Annotated in this window: 15 protein-coding genes; 7 read left to right on the plus strand and 8 right to left on the minus strand. The window is 66.8% G+C overall.

Annotated features, from left to right (window positions below):
* The first annotated feature begins 4 nt into the window (after positions 1 to 4).
* Positions 5 to 973 (plus strand): IS1595 family transposase, encoded by a 969-nt coding sequence (locus tag AC56LU_RS18750; protein ID WP_497177126.1) that lies wholly within the window; start codon positions 5 to 7, stop codon positions 971 to 973.
* A 50-nt stretch (positions 974 to 1,023) separates the two neighbouring features.
* Here the strand turns inward: AC56LU_RS18750 and AC56LU_RS18755 are convergent, their stop codons facing one another.
* Positions 1,024 to 2,055, minus strand: a complete 1,032-nt coding sequence (locus AC56LU_RS18755; RefSeq protein WP_497177127.1) for an NADP-dependent oxidoreductase — start codon at positions 2,053 to 2,055, stop codon at positions 1,024 to 1,026.
* Positions 2,056 to 2,178: 123 nt separating this feature from the next.
* On the opposite strand from AC56LU_RS18755, the gene AC56LU_RS18760 reads away from it, so the two are divergent.
* Positions 2,179 to 2,721 (plus strand): YaeQ family protein, encoded by a 543-nt coding sequence (locus AC56LU_RS18760; RefSeq protein WP_497177128.1) that lies wholly within the window; start codon positions 2,179 to 2,181, stop codon positions 2,719 to 2,721.
* A 38-nt stretch (positions 2,722 to 2,759) separates the two neighbouring features.
* Positions 2,760 to 3,215: a copper chaperone PCu(A)C gene (locus AC56LU_RS18765; protein WP_497177129.1), complete on the plus strand. Its 456-nt coding sequence runs from the start codon at positions 2,760 to 2,762 to the stop codon at positions 3,213 to 3,215.
* Between the two features lie 153 nt (positions 3,216 to 3,368).
* Here AC56LU_RS18765 and AC56LU_RS18770 read toward each other — a convergent pair whose 3' ends face one another.
* Positions 3,369 to 4,148: a head GIN domain-containing protein gene (locus AC56LU_RS18770; RefSeq protein ID WP_497177130.1), complete on the minus strand. Its 780-nt coding sequence runs from the start codon at positions 4,146 to 4,148 to the stop codon at positions 3,369 to 3,371.
* A gap of 193 nt (positions 4,149 to 4,341) precedes the next feature.
* Between AC56LU_RS18770 and AC56LU_RS18775 the strand changes: the two genes are divergently transcribed.
* Together AC56LU_RS18775 and AC56LU_RS18780 are read left to right on the plus strand one after the other, a co-directional pair.
* Positions 4,342 to 4,815, plus strand: coding sequence for a DMT family transporter (locus AC56LU_RS18775; RefSeq protein WP_497177131.1), 474 nt, complete (start codon positions 4,342 to 4,344; stop codon positions 4,813 to 4,815).
* A gap of 86 nt (positions 4,816 to 4,901) precedes the next feature.
* The gene (locus AC56LU_RS18780) at positions 4,902 to 6,023 is read left to right on the plus strand and encodes a type IV pilus twitching motility protein PilT (RefSeq protein WP_497177132.1); all 1,122 of its coding nucleotides are present in this window, start codon (positions 4,902 to 4,904) and stop codon (positions 6,021 to 6,023) included.
* Between the two features lie 4 nt (positions 6,024 to 6,027).
* Here AC56LU_RS18780 and AC56LU_RS18785 read toward each other — a convergent pair whose 3' ends face one another.
* From AC56LU_RS18785 to AC56LU_RS18805, 5 genes are all read right to left on the minus strand, one after another.
* Complete coding sequence (locus AC56LU_RS18785; protein WP_497177133.1) at positions 6,028 to 7,392, minus strand: serine hydrolase domain-containing protein; 1,365 nt, start codon at positions 7,390 to 7,392, stop codon at positions 6,028 to 6,030.
* A gap of 137 nt (positions 7,393 to 7,529) precedes the next feature.
* A complete protein-coding gene (locus AC56LU_RS18790; protein WP_497177134.1) occupies positions 7,530 to 8,798 on the minus strand; it encodes a c-type cytochrome in 1,269 nt (422 codons plus the stop codon).
* The gene (locus AC56LU_RS18795) at positions 8,795 to 9,523 is read right to left on the minus strand and encodes a c-type cytochrome (protein WP_497177135.1); all 729 of its coding nucleotides are present in this window, start codon (positions 9,521 to 9,523) and stop codon (positions 8,795 to 8,797) included. Before AC56LU_RS18795 ends, AC56LU_RS18790 begins: the two co-directional genes overlap by 4 nt.
* A gap of 93 nt (positions 9,524 to 9,616) precedes the next feature.
* Positions 9,617 to 10,261: a 3'-5' exonuclease gene (locus tag AC56LU_RS18800; RefSeq protein ID WP_497177136.1), complete on the minus strand. Its 645-nt coding sequence runs from the start codon at positions 10,259 to 10,261 to the stop codon at positions 9,617 to 9,619.
* Positions 10,261 to 10,863 carry a ProQ/FINO family protein gene (locus AC56LU_RS18805; protein WP_497177137.1) on the minus strand — a complete coding sequence of 201 codons (603 nt, stop codon included), beginning with the start codon at positions 10,861 to 10,863 and terminating at the stop codon, positions 10,261 to 10,263. The genes AC56LU_RS18800 and AC56LU_RS18805 overlap by 1 nt, the downstream gene beginning before the upstream one ends.
* Positions 10,864 to 11,441: 578 nt before the next feature.
* Here AC56LU_RS18805 and rpoD point away from each other — a divergent pair.
* Together rpoD and AC56LU_RS18815 are read left to right on the plus strand one after the other, a co-directional pair.
* A complete protein-coding gene (gene rpoD, locus AC56LU_RS18810) occupies positions 11,442 to 14,168 on the plus strand; it encodes an RNA polymerase sigma factor RpoD (protein ID WP_497177138.1) in 2,727 nt (908 codons plus the stop codon).
* Between the two features lie 230 nt (positions 14,169 to 14,398).
* A complete protein-coding gene (locus AC56LU_RS18815) occupies positions 14,399 to 16,597 on the plus strand; it encodes a glycoside hydrolase family 10-like protein (protein ID WP_497177139.1) in 2,199 nt (732 codons plus the stop codon).
* 149 nt (positions 16,598 to 16,746) lie between these two features.
* On the opposite strand, the gene ppc is transcribed toward AC56LU_RS18815, so the two are convergent.
* Complete coding sequence (gene ppc, locus AC56LU_RS18820) at positions 16,747 to 19,590, minus strand: phosphoenolpyruvate carboxylase (RefSeq protein WP_497177140.1); 2,844 nt, start codon at positions 19,588 to 19,590, stop codon at positions 16,747 to 16,749.
* Between the last annotated feature and the right edge of the window lie 122 nt (positions 19,591 to 19,712).

The following is a 19,712-nucleotide window of genomic DNA, read 5'->3' on the forward strand; positions in this document are numbered from 1 at the left end:
GGCCGTGAAAGCACCCAGTTTCAAGAAATGGTTCGCACGACTGCCTGCGCTCAACCAGCCGCAGCGCCTGCAAACACTGGCCGCCCTGCATCCGGCCGCCGGTCTCGACCAGGTAATCGCGCTCATCGGGCAAATCGGCGCAGTGGCGCGCCGCTGCCCGCGTTGCACTAGCGCCCGCCATTACCGCCATGGCCAGGCCAATAAGCTGCAGCGCTACCGCTGCCGTGACTGCGGGCGCACCTTCAACGATCTGAGCGGCACACCGCTGGCGCGGCTGCGCCTGCGCGAGAAATGGCTCGATTATCTCAGTGCGCTGCGCGAATCGAAGCCGGTGCGCACCGCCGCCGTTGACACCGGCGTACACCGCAACACCGCCTTTCGCTGGCGCCACCGCTTCCTCGACCGGGTCAAGTACGACCAGCCGCAGAGCCTGCACGGCATTGTCGAGGCCGACGAAATGTTCATCCTGGAATCGCAAAAGGGCTCACGCAAGCTGGACCGGGCGCCGCGCAAACGGGGCGGCAGGGCAAGAAAACGCGGCATCTCGAACGAGCTCGACTGCATTCTGGTCGCACGCGACCGTAGCAGGCAGACGATCGGTGCACTGGTCGGCCGCGGCGCCCTCAAAATGGCGCAACTGGAGCGCCACCTATTGCCCAAGTTAGATAAGCAAGTGCTCCTGGTCAGCGATTCGAACGCCGCTTACCGGGCGTTCGCACGCAAGCATGGCATTGCTCACCAGGCGGTCAACCTGCGAGCGGGACGACGGGTGCGCCATAGTACTGCCGGTGCCATCCATGTCCAGTCCGTGAACGCCTACCACCAGCGCTTGCGCCAGTGGCTGGCGCGGTTTCATGGCGTGGCCTCGCGCTACCTGCCGAATTACCTGGGCTGGCATCGGGCACTTGATTGCGAACGAGTTACTACTGTCGAACAATTGCTGCGTATCGCAGTCGGAGTCATCAATACGTAATGGTGACAGCGCCATAGGTAATGCTTGCTGTCTGCGTCAATAAGTTGCGCTCAGGCGTCCGCCACCTTGAGCACAAGCTTGCCCAGGTTCCTGCCTTCGAACAGCATCAGGAGCGCCTCGGGGAAGCGCTCGAAACCCTCGACCACGTACTCGACGCTCTTGACGCTGCCCTCCTGCAGCCATCCGGCCAGGGTGGCCACCCCTTCCGCGTAGCGCGGCGCGTAGTCGAACACGACCATGCCTTCCATGCGCGCGCGGTTCACCAGCAGCGCCAGGTAGTTGGCCGGACCCTTCACCTGGCTGGTGGCGTTGTACTGCGAGATCGCGCCGCAGATGACGATGCGCGCCTTCATGTTGATGCGGGTGAGGACCGCGTCCAGGATGTCGCCGCCGACATTGTCGAAATAGACGTCGACGCCCTGCGGGCAGTGTTCCTTCAGGCCCGCGCTTACCTTCCCGGCCTTGTAGTCGATGCATGCATCGAAACCGAGCCGCTCGACCACGAAGCGGCACTTGTCCTCGCCGCCGGCGATGCCGACCACGCGGCAGCCCATCTTCTTCGCCACCTGGCCGACCGTCATGCCGACCGCGCCGGCCGCGCCCGAGACCACCACGGTCTCGCCCGCCCTGGGCTGGCCGACCTCGCGCAGGCCGAAGAAGGCGGTCATGCCCGGCATGCCGAGGGTGTTGAGCCAGGCGGTCGGCGCCGCCACCCGTGGGTCGATTTTCGTGAAGGCGGCGGTCTTGTCGTCGGCCTGGCCGGACCAGTAGCGCTGCACGCCGGTGCCGCCCGCCACATGGTCGCCGACCGCGAAGCGCGGCGAGCGCGACGCCACCACGACGCCCAGTCCACCGGCACGCATCACTTCGCCGATCGCCACCGGGCGGATATAGGATTTGCCCTCGTTCATCCAGCCGCGCATGGCCGGGTCGAGCGACAGGTACAGCACCTTGACCACGATGCCGCCATCCAGCGCCTCGGGCACGGCTTCTTCGTGGAACTGCCAGTCTTCGTTGCGGGGCAGGCCGAGCGGGCGGGCGGCAAGGCGGAATTGCTGGTTCGGGGGGAAGGCATTGGTCATGGGGGTCTCCGCTTGGTGATATGACAATCTTGGCACCGTGACTATACCGTCTCTTTCCCGGCCAGGTGCGCCGCATGCGACAATAGCGGGCTATCCCCCTCCCACGCATACCAACATCAAGCTATGGCTCTCAAGGCAACCATCTACAAGGCCGACCTGTCGATCGCCGACATGGACCGCAACTACTACGGCGACCACACCCTGACCATCGCGCGCCATCCGTCCGAGACCGACGAGCGCGTGATGATCCGGGTGCTGGCCTTCGCGCTGCACGCGGACCCGGCGCTCGCCTTCACCAAGGACCTGTTCGACGTCGACGAGCCGGCGCTGTGGCAGAAGGACCTGACCGGCGCGATCCAGACCTGGATCGAGGTCGGCCAGCCCGACGAGAAGCGCGTGCTGAAGGGCGCCGGCCGTTCGGACAAGGTGATCGTGTACAGCTACAGCGCCACCAGCGACATCTGGTTCAAGGGCATCGCCAACAAGATCGACCGCGCGCGCAACGTCTCGGTGGTAAACATCCCGAACGAGGCCAGCGTCCAGCTCGCGAAGATGGCAAAGCGGAACATGCAGCTGCAGTGCACGATCCAGGACGGGCAGGTGTGGCTGACCGACGGCGTCGATACGGTGCTGGTCGAGCGCGAATACCTGCGCGGCGGGCAGTAATCTATAATTCCCTTTTACTTCATTTCACCTTCTTCGCCATGAAACGCACGCTTTTCGCCTTTGCCTTCGCCGCCGGCAGCCTGTTGTCGCTCTCCGCGCATGCACAAATGACCGTGTCGGAAGCCTGGATCCGCGCCACCGTCGCGGCCCAGAAGGTGACCGGCGCCTTCATGCGCGTGCAGTCGGCCGCGCCGGCGCGCCTGGTCGGCGTGCAGAGCGAGGTGGCGGGCCGGGCCGAGCTGCACGAGATGGCGATGCAGGGCCAGACCATGCGCATGCGCCGCGTGGACGGTATCGAGTTGCCCGCAGGTAAGCCGGTGAACCTGGCCAGCGGCGGCTATCACATCATGCTGATGGACCTGAAGCGCCAGGTGAAGGAAGGGGAGCGCGTCGAGCTGACCCTGCTGGTAGAGGACGCGGCGGGCAAGCGCCAGGATGTGAAGGTGAATGTGCCGGTGAAGCCGCTGACGCACAGCGCGCATGCGGGGCATTGACTGTCTTGGCTCCGTAATTGGCCACGCTACCGTAGCGTGGGCGGGTCTCCCGCCCACGCGGTGATCGCTACCAGCTCCGATTTCGTGCTCGGTGATCTTGTCGACAACTATCACCGCGTGGGCGGCATAGCCGCCCACCCTACGAAAACCTGCTTATTTGGGCGCAGCCGCGATCCGGCGCGCATCGCCCGACCCCACGATCGACTTGCTGATGCGCGGATCGCCGTAGTAATTGACGTCGCCCGAGCCGGCGATGGTCATGCTCAGCTCATGGCGCGCCCATACGGTCGCTTCGCCCGACCCGGCCACGCTGATGCTGGCATTGTCCGACTGCACCCGGCCCATGTCGACCGTGCCCGAGCCGCCGATCGACACCGACAGCTTGCGCGCGTGGCCGGACCCGGCCTTGAAGTCGCCGCTGCCGCCCAGGGTGACGGCCAGCGAATCGCTGTCCAGGTTGCGCACGTTGATTTCACCCGAGCCGCCCAGGTCGATGTTCAGGCGCGGCGCGCGCAGCGACTCCGCATCCACCGAACCCGAACCGCCCAGCGCCAGGCGCTCGATCTGGCGCGCATTGACGACGATCTTCAGGTGCTTGGTGCGCAGGTTCAGGTTGCGTTTGGACGGGCGGATCTTCAGGGTGCCGTTCTCCACCACGGTCTCGATCAGCGGCAGCACGTTGTCGTCGGTCTCGATCGTCACGCCTTCGCTGTCGCCCATGCGCAGCTCGAGCTTGCCCGGCACTTCGAGGGCCAGGCCGGTGAAGTGCGCTACCTGGCGCGCCTGGCGCTTGATGCTGCCGTTGCCTTCGACCCGTTCGCCGCCGAAGGACCAGTTGGCCGCCAGCGACGGGGCGCTGGCGCAGCCCAGGGCGGCGGCGACGAGGGCGGACAGGGCGAGGCCGCGCAGGGCCGGACGGAAGCTCTTGTTCATGTTGTCTCCATAAAAATGCGTTGTCGATGGGCTCATCCTAGGCAAAGGCCGGGCCCGGGGCATCCCGGATGCGACGAACGGCACAGTCCCCCGTCCAGAATGCACGCTGGGGGGATGGACTGTCGCGCCTCGTGCGGCATGAATGCCTGGCCCGAACGCATCGATTGCCCTAGAATGGTGCGCTTTTTGCCCCATGAACCTGATTCTCTTACTGATGGCCTTCTGCGTCGGCATGGCCATGTCGATCCAGGCGGCCGTCAACACCCAGCTGGCTGCCTCGATCGGCGCCAATTCGGTGGTCGCCGCCCTGGTCTCGTTCGGCTGCGGCACCATCGTGCTGGCCGGGGTCGCGCTCTCGCGCGGCGGGCTGGGCCCGACCTTCGCGGCCCTGGCCGTCCAGCCGCCCTGGAAGTTCGCGGGCGGCTTCCTGGGCGCCGCGTTTGTCTTCGGCACCGTATTCCTGGCGCCGCGCATCGGCCTGCTGAGCCTGATCGTGCTGGTGATCGCCGGCCAGCTGCTGACCTCGATGGCGATCGACCATTTCGGCCTGATCAACATGGCGGCCAGGAAGGTGTCGAACGTCCGGATCGCCGGCGCCTGCGTGGTGGCGCTGGGCGTCGCCATTACCCTGTTCGGTGAGCGCATCGTTGCAAGTCTGTCACGCTAGCTAATTTTCTTTCAATTCTGCAATCTTTCGGCGAGGCATGGTTCTATAATGTTCGGCACTATTTATCACTTTCACGTGCCGGCCACATGGAACATCACCAGTCCTCGCAGATCCCTACCCTGTCGTACATCGAGAACGAAGACCACCCGGTATTCGGTACCCTGGTCGAGCAGATCCTGCACCTGCTGAATTCGCGGCTGGTGTTCTCGGACATCATCATTCACCAGAACAGCCCGCTCATGCTGCGCCAGCCGAAGGGCCTGGTGGCGGTGACCGATTCGCCGATCACCAAGGAAGAACTGGAAGAATTCTTCGACGTCATCGAGCCGAACTGGTCGGAACGGATCGCGCTGCGCGCCTTTGATCGCTCGATCGACCTGCACACGGCGCGCATCCGCGCCAACTGCTTCAGCTTCCAGGGCAAGAAGCGCCTGGGCTGCGTGATCCGCCGCTTCCCCAAGGAGCCGCTGGCGTTGTCCGAACTGGGCCTGTGGAAGGACGAGCAGGAATTCGCCCGCCTGAATAGCGGCCTGGTCTTGATCATCGGCGACACCTGCCAGGGCAAGTCGACCACGATCGCGTCGATGATCGACGAGATCAACAAGCAGCGCTCGGGCCACATCATCACCATCGAAGACCCGGTCGAAACCCTGATCCCGCAGCGCAAGTGCATCATCACCCAGCGCGAAGTGGGCGAGGACGCCGACGTGGCCAGCTACTACCTGGGCGCGCTGGACGCACTGCGCGAGCGCCCGGACGTGATCGTGATCGGCGAGATCCGCGACGCCGAAACCGCGCAGGAAGCCCTGGCCCTGGCCGAATCCGGCCCGCTGGTGCTGGCTACACTACATGCGCGCTCCACCGAGCTGGGCCTGCAGAAGATGCTGCGCCTGCTCGGGAATTCCGAAGCCCAGTCGCAGGCCCTGGCGCACGCCCTGCGCGGCGTGCTGTGCCAGGCGCTGCTGCCCTCGGTCGAGGGCAACCGCTACCACCTCGCCACCGAATGCCTGACGCCGAGCAGCGCCATCATGCGCATGCTGGAAGCCGGCGACGTCGGCGCCATCCGCGCCCACATGAATGCCGGGCGCGACCCGGGCTGCCACACCATGAACGCCTCGCTCGAAGGGCTGCTGGCGGCGCACAAGGTGCGGGTGGAGGATGCGCGCAATGCGACCACCGACCGGGTCGGGTTCGCGGACATGGTCTGAGTTTTCACAAGGGGCGGAAGCCGCGCAGCTTGCCGTCCGGGTCGACATCGAAGCCCCAGGTCTGAACGCGCCTGCCGTGGCGCGCCCGATAGGTGCGGCGGATACCGCCGTCCTTCGGGGTCTCGGCCAGCAGCACGAAGTCGCCCACCGGAGGCAGGGACAGCACGAAAGGCAGCAGGAAATCCTTGAACGCGGGGACGAAATCCTTGCGCGCCCCTTCGCTGAATGGGTCCTCGCTGACCCGGCCGGCTGCGGCCTCGGCGAGGGTCTTGCGCAGCACGGCCGTGAGTTCGGGGCGCTTGTCGTCGATCCCCTTTGGCATGGTCGCCGGTGGCGGCGGATAGAACAGTTCGGACACGCCCTGTGCCAGGTAGGGGTAGAGCTTCTTCCCGTTGGTCAGCACGACGAAGGTGGCGCGCTCCTTGGGAAAGTGCAGGATGTCCGACAGGGCCGGGCCGCCGGAATGCCCGACCGCCGTCCTGCCGTTGATGTCGCGCATCGTCCAGCCCAGGGCGAAGCCGTTTGCCTCGCCATTGCCCAGCCGGGACGGCGTCCACATGGCGTCGAGGCTCTGCCGGCGCAGCAGGCTGCCCCCGTCGAGGGCGACCGCCACTTTCGCCAGGTCCTGCACCGATGCGAGCAGTCCGCCGGCGCTGTAGCTGAGCGGACTGAAATGGAAGCGGAACTCGCGGTGGCGGCCCGCGTTCCAGTCGTAGACGCTGGCACGCTTGGGCAGCACATCGACGCTGCGCATGTTTGGATCGCCGCTGCTGTACTCGAAATCGGCGCGCAAGCCGAGCGGGCCGGTGACCCAGTGTTTCAGGGCCTGGGGGTAGGGCATGCCGGCGGCGGCTTCGATCACCTTGGCCAGGACGATGTAGCCCGCGATGCCGTAGCTGGCCGACGCGCCCGGTGCGTGATCGAGCGGCAGGGCCGCCGCGGCGGCGACATACGCGTCGAGCGTGGTGTCCGGCCCGGCCTGGACCTTCTCGGGAATGCCGGCGGAATGGTCCGCCAGGTGGCGCACGGTGATGGCGCGCCATGCCGGCGGCGCATCCGGCAGGTACTTGAGGATGCTGTCGCCGAGCGACAGCCGGCCCGCCTCCTGCAGGCGCATCAGCAACAGGCCGGTGAAGGGCTTGGTGGACGAGGCCAGCTGGAAGGCGGTGTCCGGGCCGGCCCCTTGTCGCCATTCGAGGTTGGCGAGGCCATAGCCCTTGAGCTTGACGATCTTCCCGTCGCGGACGATCGCGACCGCGGCGCCCGGCACGTGGTTGAGCGCCATCTGCCTGTGCATGTAGTCGTCGACCTGGTCGGCGCGGGACGGCGCCGTGCTCGCAAAGAGGAGGGCGGCGATAAACAGATACATGCGGGTGTGCGTGCGCAGGGACATCATCATGGCGACCGGATAGATAGTCCCCGATCTTAGGGGCAAACCAGGCCCTGCGAAAGGCGCCGGCGCCGCTTCCCCCACGCAGGGGGGAAGCGGTCCGGCCGTCCCACAAGTCAGTCCAGCGGCACGCTGCGATAGCGGTTGACGTCCGGCGCCGCCACCGGCGGCGCCGCATTGCCCCAGCTGGCGCGCACGTAGGTCAGCACGGCGGCCACCTGGGCGTCATTCAGCTCGTGGCTGTAGGGCGGCATGCCGTACGGACGCGGGTTGCCGGCGGTCCCGGGCGGGAAGCCGCCGTTGAGCACGAGGCGGATCGCGTTCACGGCCGGGGTCAGGGTCACCGCCCGGTTGCCGGCCAGCGGCGGGTAAGCCGGGGCTTTGCCCTTGCCGTCGGCGCCGTGGCAGTCCACGCAATGGGTGCCGTACAGGCGCCGCCCTTCGGCCAGCAGCGGCTCGCCGGGGCGCTCGCCGCCGTCCGGTGCGGGGGCGTCCGTCGCCGGCAGCGACTTCAGGTAGGTCGCCATCGCACCCAGGTCGTTCGCCGTCAGGTGCTGCAGGCTGCGCGCCACCACTTCCGCCATTGGCCCGGTGGCCGAGCCGCGCGGCGAGATGCCGGTGCCGAGCAGCGCCACGATGTGTTCCTTGTCCCAGTCTTTCATGCCCGCTTCGCCGCTGGCGGTGAGCGAGGGCGCGTACCAGCCGATGGTCGGAATCAGGCCGCCGGACAGGGTGTCGCCGGTCGCTCCGAGTCGATTCCGGGTGCTGTGGCAGGCGCTGCAGTGACCCAGGCCTTCGACCAGGTAGGCGCCGCGGTTCCACTCGAGGCCGCGCGCCGGCTGCGGCGCGAACACGGACGGCTTGAAGTACAGCAGGCGCCAGCCCGCCAGCAGCGCCTGCTGGTTGTAGGGGAAGTCGAGCTGGTGCGGCTGGTTCGGCCGGCGCTGCGGCGCCAGGCTGCGGAAATAGGCGTACAAGGCGTCCGAATCCGTGCGCGAAACCCGGGTGTAATTCGTGTAGGGGAAGGCCGGGTACAGCAGGCGGCCGTCGCGCGACTTCCCGTTGTGCAGGGCGTTCCAGAAGTCGTCGGCGGACCACAGGCCGATGCCGCTTTCGCGGTCAGGCGTCAGGTTGGGGCCGTAGAGGCGGCCGAAGGGCGTGTCGAGGGCGCGTCCGCCCGCATACTCGGCGCCGCCGCGCACGGTGTGGCAGGCCACGCAGTCGCCGGCGCGCGCCAGGTAGGCGCCGCGCGCGATGTTGGCGGGCGTCGGGGCCCAGGCAGCCGGGGAAGTCGACGCGACGAATTCTTCGCGCGGCCAGGCGATGGCGACTGCGATTGTGGCAATCGCGGCAAGCGCGGCGATCAGCAGGGCGATTTTCTTCATGGCTGCTCAGGGGCGCTGCCGCAGGCGAGGGGCAGGGGACGCGCGATCGATGCGGCCGCTGCCGGACGAGGATCTGCGGGCACCGGCTGGGCCGCCAGCCAGCTGGACACGGCATTCACGTCGTCCAGCGACAAGCGGGTCGTGATCGCGGCCATGCAGTCGGGCGCATGGGCGCTGCGCGCGCGGTTGCGCCAGGCGCCGAACTGGGCGTTGACGTAGTCGCGCGGCAGGCCGAGCAGGCCGGGTATCGTGGGCTGCACGCCGGTCAGGCGCTGGCCGTGGCAAGCCACGCAGGCCGGGACCTTGCGCGCGCTGTCGCCGTTCATCGCCAGCTGGCGCCCGCGTTCCAGCAGCTGCGGCGCGACGGCCGGGTTCTCGAGGGCATGCGCCGCCGGCGGAAGGGCGGCGAAATGGCCGGCGATCTCGCGCAGGTAGGGGTCGGGCAGGTGCTGCACCAGGTAGGTCATCAGGGGGTACTGGCGCCGACCTTCGCGGAAGTTGAGCAGCTGGTTGTAAAGGTAGCCAACCGGCTTGCCCTGGAGGCGCGGGAAGTAGCTGTCGTTGACCGGATTGCCGCGCGCATCGACGCGCGCATGGCAGGAGGTGCAGGCGAGCAGGCGCTGGGCCAGGGTGTCCGGAACGGACTGCGGCGCGGCGTGTACCGTCGCGGCCCACAGCAGCACCGGGAGCAGGAACACAGCGAAGGGCTTGCGGCGATGACTCATGGACGAACCCGGTAGTAACCATGCCGGAATGATAACGCGGAGTGATCTGGTCGGGGGGGCAGATCACGCATGTCGCCGAAGCCGATCACTACCCTAGGAAGCCCGGCGCGGCGGGCCAGCCTCGTCCGCCGGCGGATTCGCGCGCCAGTAGCGGTACAGGCGCAGCGCCACGTGGGCGTCGTCGGCCGCGTACAGCACCTGCTTCTCGCTCAGCTGCGGCAGCGCCCAGTTGGTGGTGGTGATGCGGCGCGACTTCTGCAGACGCTGTCCGAAGAAGCGCGCCACCGCGGTCTTGGCGCCGAGCGTGTTGCGCTCGCCGCGGCGGCGCATGGCCGTCGCCAGGTCGAGCACGTTGCGCGCCTCGATGCCGAGCTTGCCGCGCAGGCGTTTCAGGTCGTCGCCCAGTCCGAACCCGACCTTCAGGATGCTGTCGGATTCGAGCACCGGCTTGAGCACTTCCAGCGCCGTCTGGGCGCTGGCTGCGCTGCCGATCTGGAACAGGTAGGCCAGGCCGTCGGTGGCCAGCTGCACCAGGTGCGGGCCGGTCGAGACCTCGCCCTTGGCGAAGGTCGGCTTGGATTCGGTGTCGAAACCGATGACGTCGGCCAGCGACAGCGCCGCCAGCGCGGCGGCGGCCTCCACGGGCGTGCGCACGATGCGCACCTCGGTCAGCCGGATCCCTTCATACGGAGGCAGATCGGCAGGCTCGTCCTGGTCGACGACGCTCGCTTGGACCATCAGTTGCGCGAGAACTTGGAGGCGAGGGCCTTCAGCTTTTCCTGGCGCTGGCGATCCGCCTCTTCGGCCGCGGCGGCGTCGCGCTCGGCCTTCTTGCGCTCGGCTTCTTTCTTGAAGCGCTGCTGCAGCAGTTCCTTGGCGTGCAGGCGATGGGTGTCGGTCACCTCGGCGCCCGCAGTGCCGTCGAGATCGTAACGAACCTTGGCTTTCTCCATGGCGCGCAGGTAGCGCATCGAGCCGGTGTGGATGCCGAGCGCGGCGCGCATGGTCTTGCGGTCGAGGCCGGGCATGCGCGCCAGCAGCTGCTTGTCGATGCCGATGGCCAGCGGCAGGCAATCGCGGAAGGCCGGGAACTCCTGCTGGAGCTGCTTGAGCAGGGCGCGTGCCGACTGGGCGGGCGCGGACTGGGTGGCAGCGGCGGGCGCCTGCGTGGCGGGAGCATCGGCTGCATCGCTTGCATGAGCGGCTGCGCTATCAGGTGCATTGTCGGCCGATTCGTCCGCCGCGCTGGCCTGTGCCGGCGCCAGGGCGGGCGTGTCCGGCGTGCCAGGCGTGGTGGAAGCGGTGGTGTCGACGGTCTCGGCAGCGGTAGTGGTATTCATTGACTTCATTGTAAGAACGGGAAAACGAAGGATAGCACGGCGCCCGTACGCCAGTGCGGGGCGTATTGTACTTGTTCCATTAATCTTGAGAAATTGATTGAAACTGGAGGCCGGGCCGGCAGGCGTGCGGGCGCGAAATCGTGTATGATCCGCCTCTTGCCTTGCGCACGGCTTGCGCCGCCGCAGACCCGCCGGGAGATTGGCGAAACAGCAGGTAGCATATTCAAGTCGGTGATATCCCATATGGGATATTTCAATTATCACCAATTCTTGCAATGCGGCATAATATCGCCTTCCTTCTGTTCTACCATGAACATGAGATGCAAGCCCGTTTGATCCGACGGGCTTTTTTTCGTTTCGACATGACCACCGTGATTTCAGACACCCTTCGTTTCTCCTTAGCCTGCCGCAAGGTCACCAGAATTGCTGGCCGCTCCGGGGAAACCGTGCTTGAAGCCCGCCTGTCCGCCCTCAGCTAGGGCTACTTCCGCGCCCCGAAACCCCACCGGACCCGCATGCGGGTCCCGTTGACATTGAATCGCAGGCTGCCGCAAGCCTCGACTGGAGAGAGTTTTACTATGAAAAACACCGCCAAGACACTGACACTGACCGCCAAGAAAGCGCCCGCCAAGGCTACGGCACAGCTGGCAGTGCCGAAAACCGCGACCTCCTACTTCCTCGAAACGGAAGCGGCGGCCAAGGTGACGGTGGTGAAGACCCGCTCGCGCCTGGCGTCGGCCAAGGCCGCGCTGGAAGCCGGCCAGTCCCCGGCCGAGATGGAAGTCGCCGCGAACGAAGCGCTGGCCGACCTGCCTGTCGAAGCGGCTGCCGCGCTCGTTGCCGATGCGGCTGACCCTGTCGGCGCGCCGGCCGAGGCCGCAGCGCCTGCCGCCGAGCCGGCCCCGTTCGAAGACTACACCGCCGCTGTGCCGAACGCCGCGGCGACTGTCGTCGTGCGCAAGCGTGGCTCGAAGCTGGCCGCACTGAAGAGCGCCGCCGCCGATGCGCCACAGGCCGAGGCGGCATCCGCCGCGCCGGCCGCCGAGACCGCCGAGGCCGTGCCTGCGGCCGCATCCATTGCCGAGGAAGACGCGGCGCCGAAGGTCGTGCGTACCCGCGCCCGCCGCACCGACGCCGCCGCGGCAGCCGCCGGCTCCCCGGCGCCGTCAGTGCCGGCCAGCGGCGTGGGCGCCGTCAGCGCGACCACCGACGCCGCCACGCTGGCCGCGATCGACACCTCGGGCTACCTGCTGCCGCAGGTGAAGGTCCCGGGCCGCCGCGGCCGCAAGCCGAGCGAATTCGTGCCGGAAAACGACGAGGTCGCGGCGCTGAACACCATCGAGCGCGCCGAAATGAAGGCGGCCTCCAAGCTGCGCGAGCGCAAGGCCAAGGGCCTCTCGACCATCCTGGCTGCCGATAACGGCTTCTCGGAAGCGGAACTGGAAAAGCGCCGCCAGCAGATCAAGAACCTGATCAACATGGGCAAGGAGCGCGGCTACCTGACCCACGCCCAGATCAACGACCAGCTGCCGGAAAACATCGTCGATCCGGAAGCGATCGAAGGCATCATCGCGACCTTCAACGACATGGGCATCGCCATCTACGAGCGCGCCCCGGAAGCCGAAATGATGCTGCTGTCGGACAACGTGCCGACCGCCACCAGCGACGACGAAGTGGAAGCGGCTGCCGCGACCGCGCTGTCGACCGTCGATTCCGATTTCGGCCGCACCACCGACCCGGTCCGCATGTACATGCGTGAAATGGGCGCGGTATCGCTGCTGACCCGCGAAGGCGAGATCGAGATCGCCAAGCGCATCGAAGACGGCCTGAAGGACATGGTGCAGGCGATCTCGGCATGCCCGACCACGATCTCGGAAATCATCGCGCTGTCGCACAAGATCGCCGCCGACGAGATGAAGATCGACGACGTGGTGGACGGCTTCGTCGACCACAACGACGCCGCGCCGGCCCCGGCCGCCGCCCCGGCGCGTTCCGCCGACGACGAGGACGAGGAAGAAGAGGAAGTCGAGGAAGAGGAAGAAGACGGCGCCGTCGGCGGCGGCGCGGCCGGCTACTCGACCGAGCAGCTGGTGCAGCTGCGCAAGAGCGCGCTCGAGAAGTTCGCCCTGATCGAAAAGCAGTTCGACCGCATGGGCCACGCCTTCAAGACGGTCGGCTACGGGTCTGACGAGTACGAAGCGGCGCAAGCCATCATCTCGAACGAGCTGCTGGGCATCCGCTTCACCGCCAAGATCGTGGAAAAGCTGTGCGATACCCTGCGCGGCCAGATGGACGAAGTGCGCTCCATCGAACGCGCCGTGCTGGACATCTGCGTCAACCGCTGCGGCATGCCGCGCGCCCACTTCATCAAGGTCTTCCCGGGCAACGAGACCGACCTGGCCTGGGGCGACCGCGAAGTCGACTGCGCCTATCCGTACAGCGCCGTCCTGAGCCGGAATCTGCCTGCTATTAAAGAGCTGCAGCAGCGCATGATCGACCTGCAGGCGCGCGTGGCGCTGCCGCTGGCCGACCTGCGCCGCATCAACAAGCAGATGGCGGCGGGCGAGAAGCGCGCACGCCAGGCCAAGCGCGAAATGACTGTGGCCAACCTGCGCCTGGTGATCTCGATCGCAAAGAAATACATCAACCGCGGCCTGCAATTCCTCGACCTGATCCAGGAAGGCAACATCGGCCTGCTGAAGGCGGTCGACAAGTTCGAATACCGTCGCGGTTATAAATTCTCGACCTACGCGACCTGGTGGATCCGCCAGGCGATCACGCGCTCGATCGCGGACATGGCCCGTACCATCCGCGTGCCGGTGCACATGATCGAGACCATCAACAAGATGAACCGCATCTCGCGCCAGATCATGCAGGAAACCGGCAGCGAGCCGGACCTGCCGACCCTGGCCGCCAAGATGGAAATGCCAGAGAACAAGGTTCGCGAGATCATGAAGATCGCGAAAGAGCCGATTTCGATGGAAACCCCGATGGGCGAGGACGGCGATTCGCAGCTGGGCGACTTCATCGAGGACAACACCACCCTGGCCCCGCTGGACGCGGCACTGCACGCGTCGATGCGCAACGTGATCAAGGAAGTGCTGGACTCGCTGACCCCGCGCGAAGCCAAGGTGCTGCGCATGCGCTACGGCGTCGAGATGTCGAACGACCACACGCTGGAAGAAGTGGGCAAGCAGTTCGACGTCACCCGCGAGCGTATCCGCCAGATCGAAGCCAAGGCGATGAGCAAGCTGCGCCAACCGTCGCGTTCGGACAAGCTCAAGACTTTCCTGCACAACCAGTAATTTTTACCGTCTGGTAAAAAATGCCGTCCAGTTCTTCGCTGGACGGCATTTTTTTGTGCTGAAACGCATGCACGCGGGTTATGTCGCTCCCCGCGAATTTCATTGGTTGTCAAAATTGCTCGGGCGTACTCTCTTTCGCGGATGGCAACACATCGGCGCTTGGAGAGGCGCCGGGGACCGCCACCAGCGCTCCTCCGGTGCGTTTCCCCCAATCTGCAAAAAAAGACAATATGAAAAAACTTTTGCTCGCAGCGGCGGCCGCCATGCTCGTCGCTTCCTATTCCCAAGCCGATGCCCAGACGGTGTCGCCCAAGCGCGAAATGCGCGGCGTGTGGATCAGTACCCACATCAGCCTCGACTGGCCGAACCGTACCCAGACCCCAGCCCAGCAGCAGGCGGCGTTGAGGTCGATCCTGGACCACAACAAGGCGACCGGCATGAACGCCGCCTTCCTGCAGGTGCGCAGCCAGGCCGACGCCATGTACCCGAGCAGCCTCGAGCCCTGGTCTTACTACCTGACCAACCAGCAGGGCCGGGCGCCCAGCCCGGCCTGGGACCCGCTGCAGTTCGCCATCGACGAGACGCGCAAGCGCGGCATGGAATTCCATGCCTGGATCAACCCCTACCGCGCCGTGGCCACCGCCGCCAACCAGACCAACCCGGCCATGTATGCGCCCGAGCACGTGGCGAATGCGCATCCGGAGTGGCTGCTGCAGGTCGGCACCGTCAAGATCCTGAACCCGGGCCTGCCGGCGGTGCGCGACCACGTCGTGAACGTCATCATGGACATCGTGACGCGCTACGACGTCGACGGCATCCACTTCGACGACTACTTCTACCCGAACGGTACGACCGGCGACGACGCCGCCTACAACGCCGACCCGCGCGGCTTCCCGAACACGACGGCGGGCCGCGCCGACTGGCGCCGCGACAACATCGACCTGCTGATCGCGCGCGTCAACGACAGCATCCGCGCGGTCAAGCCCTGGGTGAAGTTCGGCATTTCGCCGTCCGGCATCTACCGCAGCAGCAGCGATCCGGCGGTCGGCTCGCCGACCTCGAGCGGCGCCCTGCAGCATTACAGCGCGATGTTCGCCGACTCCCGCAAGTGGATCCGCGAGGGCTGGGTCGATTACCTGACGCCGCAGGTCTACTGGTACATCGGGCAGACCGGCTCGGACTACAAGCTCTTGGTGCCGTGGTGGAACGACAATGCCTATGAACGCCACATGTACATCGGCCTGGCGGACTACAAGATGCGCGACACGGCCGGCTGGAGCAACCCGAACGAGATCAACAACCAGATCGCGCTGAATCGTTCGCAGGCCAACATCTCGGGCCAGATCCACTTCCGCCACCAGTTCCTGCAGAACGATCCGCTGGGCTACCGTACTTCGCTGAAGAACAGCACCTACGCGCGTCCGGCGCTGCTGCCGGTGATGGCGTGGAAGGGCGTGCAGACACCTGGCGCGCCGGCAGGACTGGCGGCCAGCGCCGGCGACGACAACGCCGTGGTACTTGGCTGGGCCGCGGCGCCCGATACCGCCGACGAATTCGAGAAGACCCGCAAGTACGCCATCTACCGCTCGGCACAGCGCGAAATGGACCTGGACGACCCGGCCAACCTGCGCGGCGTGACCGATACCGCCACCAATGCGTTCGTGGACGCCGGCGTCGCGCCGGGCCAGTATTACTACTACACCGTGACGGCGCTGAACCGCCTGAGCGTGGAGAGCGCGCGCGCGAACACCGTCAGCAACGACTTCGAGGCGCCGACGGTGCGCACCCGCGCGGTCTCGGTGACGCTGGCCAATGGCAGCGCGGCGATCGCCGCGAGCGAGCTCGATGGCGGCACGCTTGATAACTGGGGCGTGGAATCGCTGAGCGCCTCGCGCACCAGTTTCTCGTGCCTTGACGTGGGTGCGCAGAAGGTCGTGCTCACTGCGGTCGACAAGGGCGGCAACAGCGCCAGCGGCGAAGCATTGGTGCAGGTGCTGGGCCATGTGCCGCAGCCCTCGGTCAGCATCACCCCTGGCGCGGGCGAGCCGACCGGGCTGCCGGCCAACACCATCGCGCTGGGCTACGGGCCGCAGAGCGTCACGCTTGCCGCAAGCGACGCCGCAGGCGCGTCGACCTTTACCTGGAGCCCGACGGGTGGACTGTCCACGGCGCTTGGTGCGACCACCACCTTCACGCCGCTCGCTGCCGGCAGCTTCAGTTTCACGGCGCAGGCGGCCAGTCCGGAGAGCTGCTTTGCGCAGGCCAGCGCCACGGTGAACGTGATCGACGCGCGCTGCGGCGAGGGCAAGGTGATGGTATGTAACGGGACGGGCAGCGCCGCCAATCCGTCGGCGCAGGTGTGCGTGTCGCCGAATGCGGTGCCGGCGTTCCTGAGGAAGGGGAGTGTGCTGGGCGCCTGTGCCGGATAATGTGTAGGGTGGGCGGGTTTCCCGCCCACGCGGTGATAGTTGGCGCAGGAATAGCCGCACGGGCAGCATTGCCGTGGTTTGAACGCGTGGGGTAATCCGGGCCATTGGCCCGGATTACGAGCCGCCCACGCTACGAGATGCGTCGGGGCTCAGCCGGTATTGCGCAAGCCCGCCGCCACCCCGTTGATCGACAGGTGAATCCCCCGGTGCACCCGCGGATCCGCATTGTCCCCCAGCTTGCGGCGGCGGTGGATCAGCTCCACCTGCAGGTGGTTCAGCGGGTCGAGGTAGGCGAAGCGGTTCTGGATCGAGCGGGCCAGCAGCGGATTGCCCGCCAGGCGCTCGCTCACGCCGGTCACCGCCTCCAGGCAGCGCAGCGATTCCCCGTGCTCGGCCGTGATGCGGCGGAAGATCCGCTCGCGCAGCGCCACGTCCGCCACCAGCTCGGCATAGCGCGAGGCGATCGCCAGGTCGGTCTTGGCGAGCACCATGTCCATGTTCGACAACAGCGTCGCGAAGAAGGGCCAGGCGCCGTACATCTCGCGCAGCAGCGCCAGGCGTTCCTCGCGATCGCCATCGTCCAGCCAGCCGCTGACGGCGGCGCCGAAGCCGTACCAGCCCGGCAGCAGCAGGCGGCACTGGCCCCAGGAGAAGCCCCAGGGAATCGCGCGCAGGTCTTCGATGCGGCGGGTCGACTTGCGCGAGGCCGGACGCGAACCGAGGTTCAGTTCGGCGATCTCGGCGATCGGCGTGGCGCTGAAGAAGTAGTCGGTGAAGCCCGGGGTTTCGTACACCAGGTTGCGGTAGGCGCGGTAGGCGCGCTCGGACAGTTCGGCCATCACGCCTTCATAGCGCGCCAGCTTGCCGTTGCTGATGTCGTCCGCCGGGCGCGGGCTCAGGCTGGCTTCCAGCGTGGCCGCCACCAGCAGCTCCAGGTTGCGCCGGCCGATTTCCGGGTTCGAGAACTTCGAGGCGATGATCTCGCCCTGTTCGGTCAGGCGGATCTGGCCGTTGACGGTGCCCGGCGGCTGGGCGCGGATCGCGTCGTAGCTGGGGCCGCCCCCGCGTCCGACCGTGCCGCCGCGGCCGTGGAACAGGCGCAGCTTGACGCCCTTGGCGGCGAAGACGTCGACCAGCTTCAGCTCGGCCTGGTACAGCTCCCAGTTCGATGTCAGGAAACCGCCGTCCTTGTTCGAGTCGGAATAGCCGAGCATGACTTCCTGCAGCCGGCCCTGCTTCTCGATGACGCCGGCCACCAGCGGGATCGACATCCACTCGTCCATGATGCCGCTGGCGCGCTGCAGGTCGGGGATGGTTTCGAACAGCGGAATCACCATCACGTCGCACGAAGTTCCCGCGCCTTCCGCGCCGACCCGCATCAGCCCCGTTTCCTTCTGCAGCAGCAGCACTTCCAGCAGGTCGGATACCGTCTCGGTGTGCGAGATGATGTAATTGCGGATCGCGCGGCTGCCGTAGCGCTGGCGGATGTCGCGCGCGGCGCGCAGGATCGCCAGCTCGGAATTGGTCTCGTCGGAATAATCGACGTAGGGCGAGTACAGCGGGCGCGGCTGCGCCAGCTCCCCCAAGAGCAGTTCGACCTTGGCCGCTTCGTCCATCGCGGCGTAGTCGGCGTGCGCCCCGGCGCGCGCGAACAGCTCGCCCAGCACGCGCTCGTGCACGTCCGAGCTCTGGCGCATGTCGAGCGAGGCCAGGTGGAAGCCGAAGATGCGCGCGGCGCGCTTGAGGCCGGCCAGGCGCGGTTCGATCAGCATGGCGCCGTGGTTGGCGCGCAGCGAATCGGCCAGCACTTCGAGGTCGGCCGCGAACAGGCCGGCGTCGAGGTAGGGCGGGGCTTCGCCGACTTCCTTGCGCAGGATGTGATCGACGCCCAGTTCGCGCGCGGTGGCCGCCAGGCGCGCGTAGATGCCGATCAGGGCGCGGCGGTAGGGCTCGTCGCTGCGGTGCGGCGAGGTGTCGACCGAGGCGTCGGCCAGCGCCTGCATCTCGGGCGTCACCGACACCATCAGGGTCGAGGTGGACAGCTCGGCGCCGAGCGCGTGTACTTCTTCCAGGTAGAAGTCGAGGATGGTGGTCGACTGGCGCACCAGCGCGTGGCGCATGGTGTCGGCGTTGACGTTCGGATTGCCGTCGCGGTCGCCGCCGATCCAGCTGCCCATCTGCAGGTACTGGGAATCGACCCGGGACTCGCCCGCGGTGGCATCGGTCCCATAGTATTCCGCGATCTCGGCCTCGATGTCGTCGTACAGGCCCGGCACTTCACGCAGGAAGGTGATGCGGTAGTAGGACAGGGCGTTGTCGATCTCGTCGGCCACGGTCAGCTTGGAGTAGCGCAGCATGCGGGTCTGCCACAGCGTGGCGACGCGCGCCTGCAGCAGCTGGGTGTTGCGCTTGAGCTCCTTCGGCGTCAGGCCGCGGTCGCGTTCGGCCAGCAGGCGCGCGATGTCGTGCTCGGCGTCGAGGATGCTCTTGCGCTGGACCTCGGTCGGGTGGGCGGTCAGCACCGGCGCGATCAGGGCGTCGCGGAAGAAATCGTCGACCAGCGCGCGCGGCACGCCGGCGTCACGCAGCTTGCCGAGCGCATGGCCGACGCTGCCCTGGCGCGGGGCGGCGCCGCGCATCAGGTGGGCGCGGCGGCGGCGGATGTGGTGCTGGTCCTCGGCGATGTTGGCCAGGTGCGAGAAATACGAGAAGGCGCGCACCACCGAGATGGTCTGGTCGCGCGTCAGCCGGTGCAGCAGGGTGGTGAGCTCTTCGCCGGCCACCGGGTCGGCGTCGCGGCGGAAGCGCACGGCGGTCTGGCGGACGGTCTCGACGACCTCGAACACGGCTTCGCCTTCTTGTTCGCGCAGCACGTCGCCGAGCAGGCGGCCGAGCAGGCGGATGTCTTCTTTCAATGGCGCGTCCTTGTCTGGGGCGGGCTGAACAAGGGAGGGCTGAACTACAGGCTTGTCTGATGCAGCTTGATTTTCCATATCGACCACAAATGAATTGTTAGTGCATGGCGGTTGGCCATCGTCTGCAAGAGGCCCCATGCTAAAATTTGTGATCTTAAGCAAGGGCCGGAAACCGGCATCGTCCTGGTGGGCCCGATGAC

The sequence above is a fragment of the Telluria sp. PB2R4 genome (genome assembly GCF_059685695.1).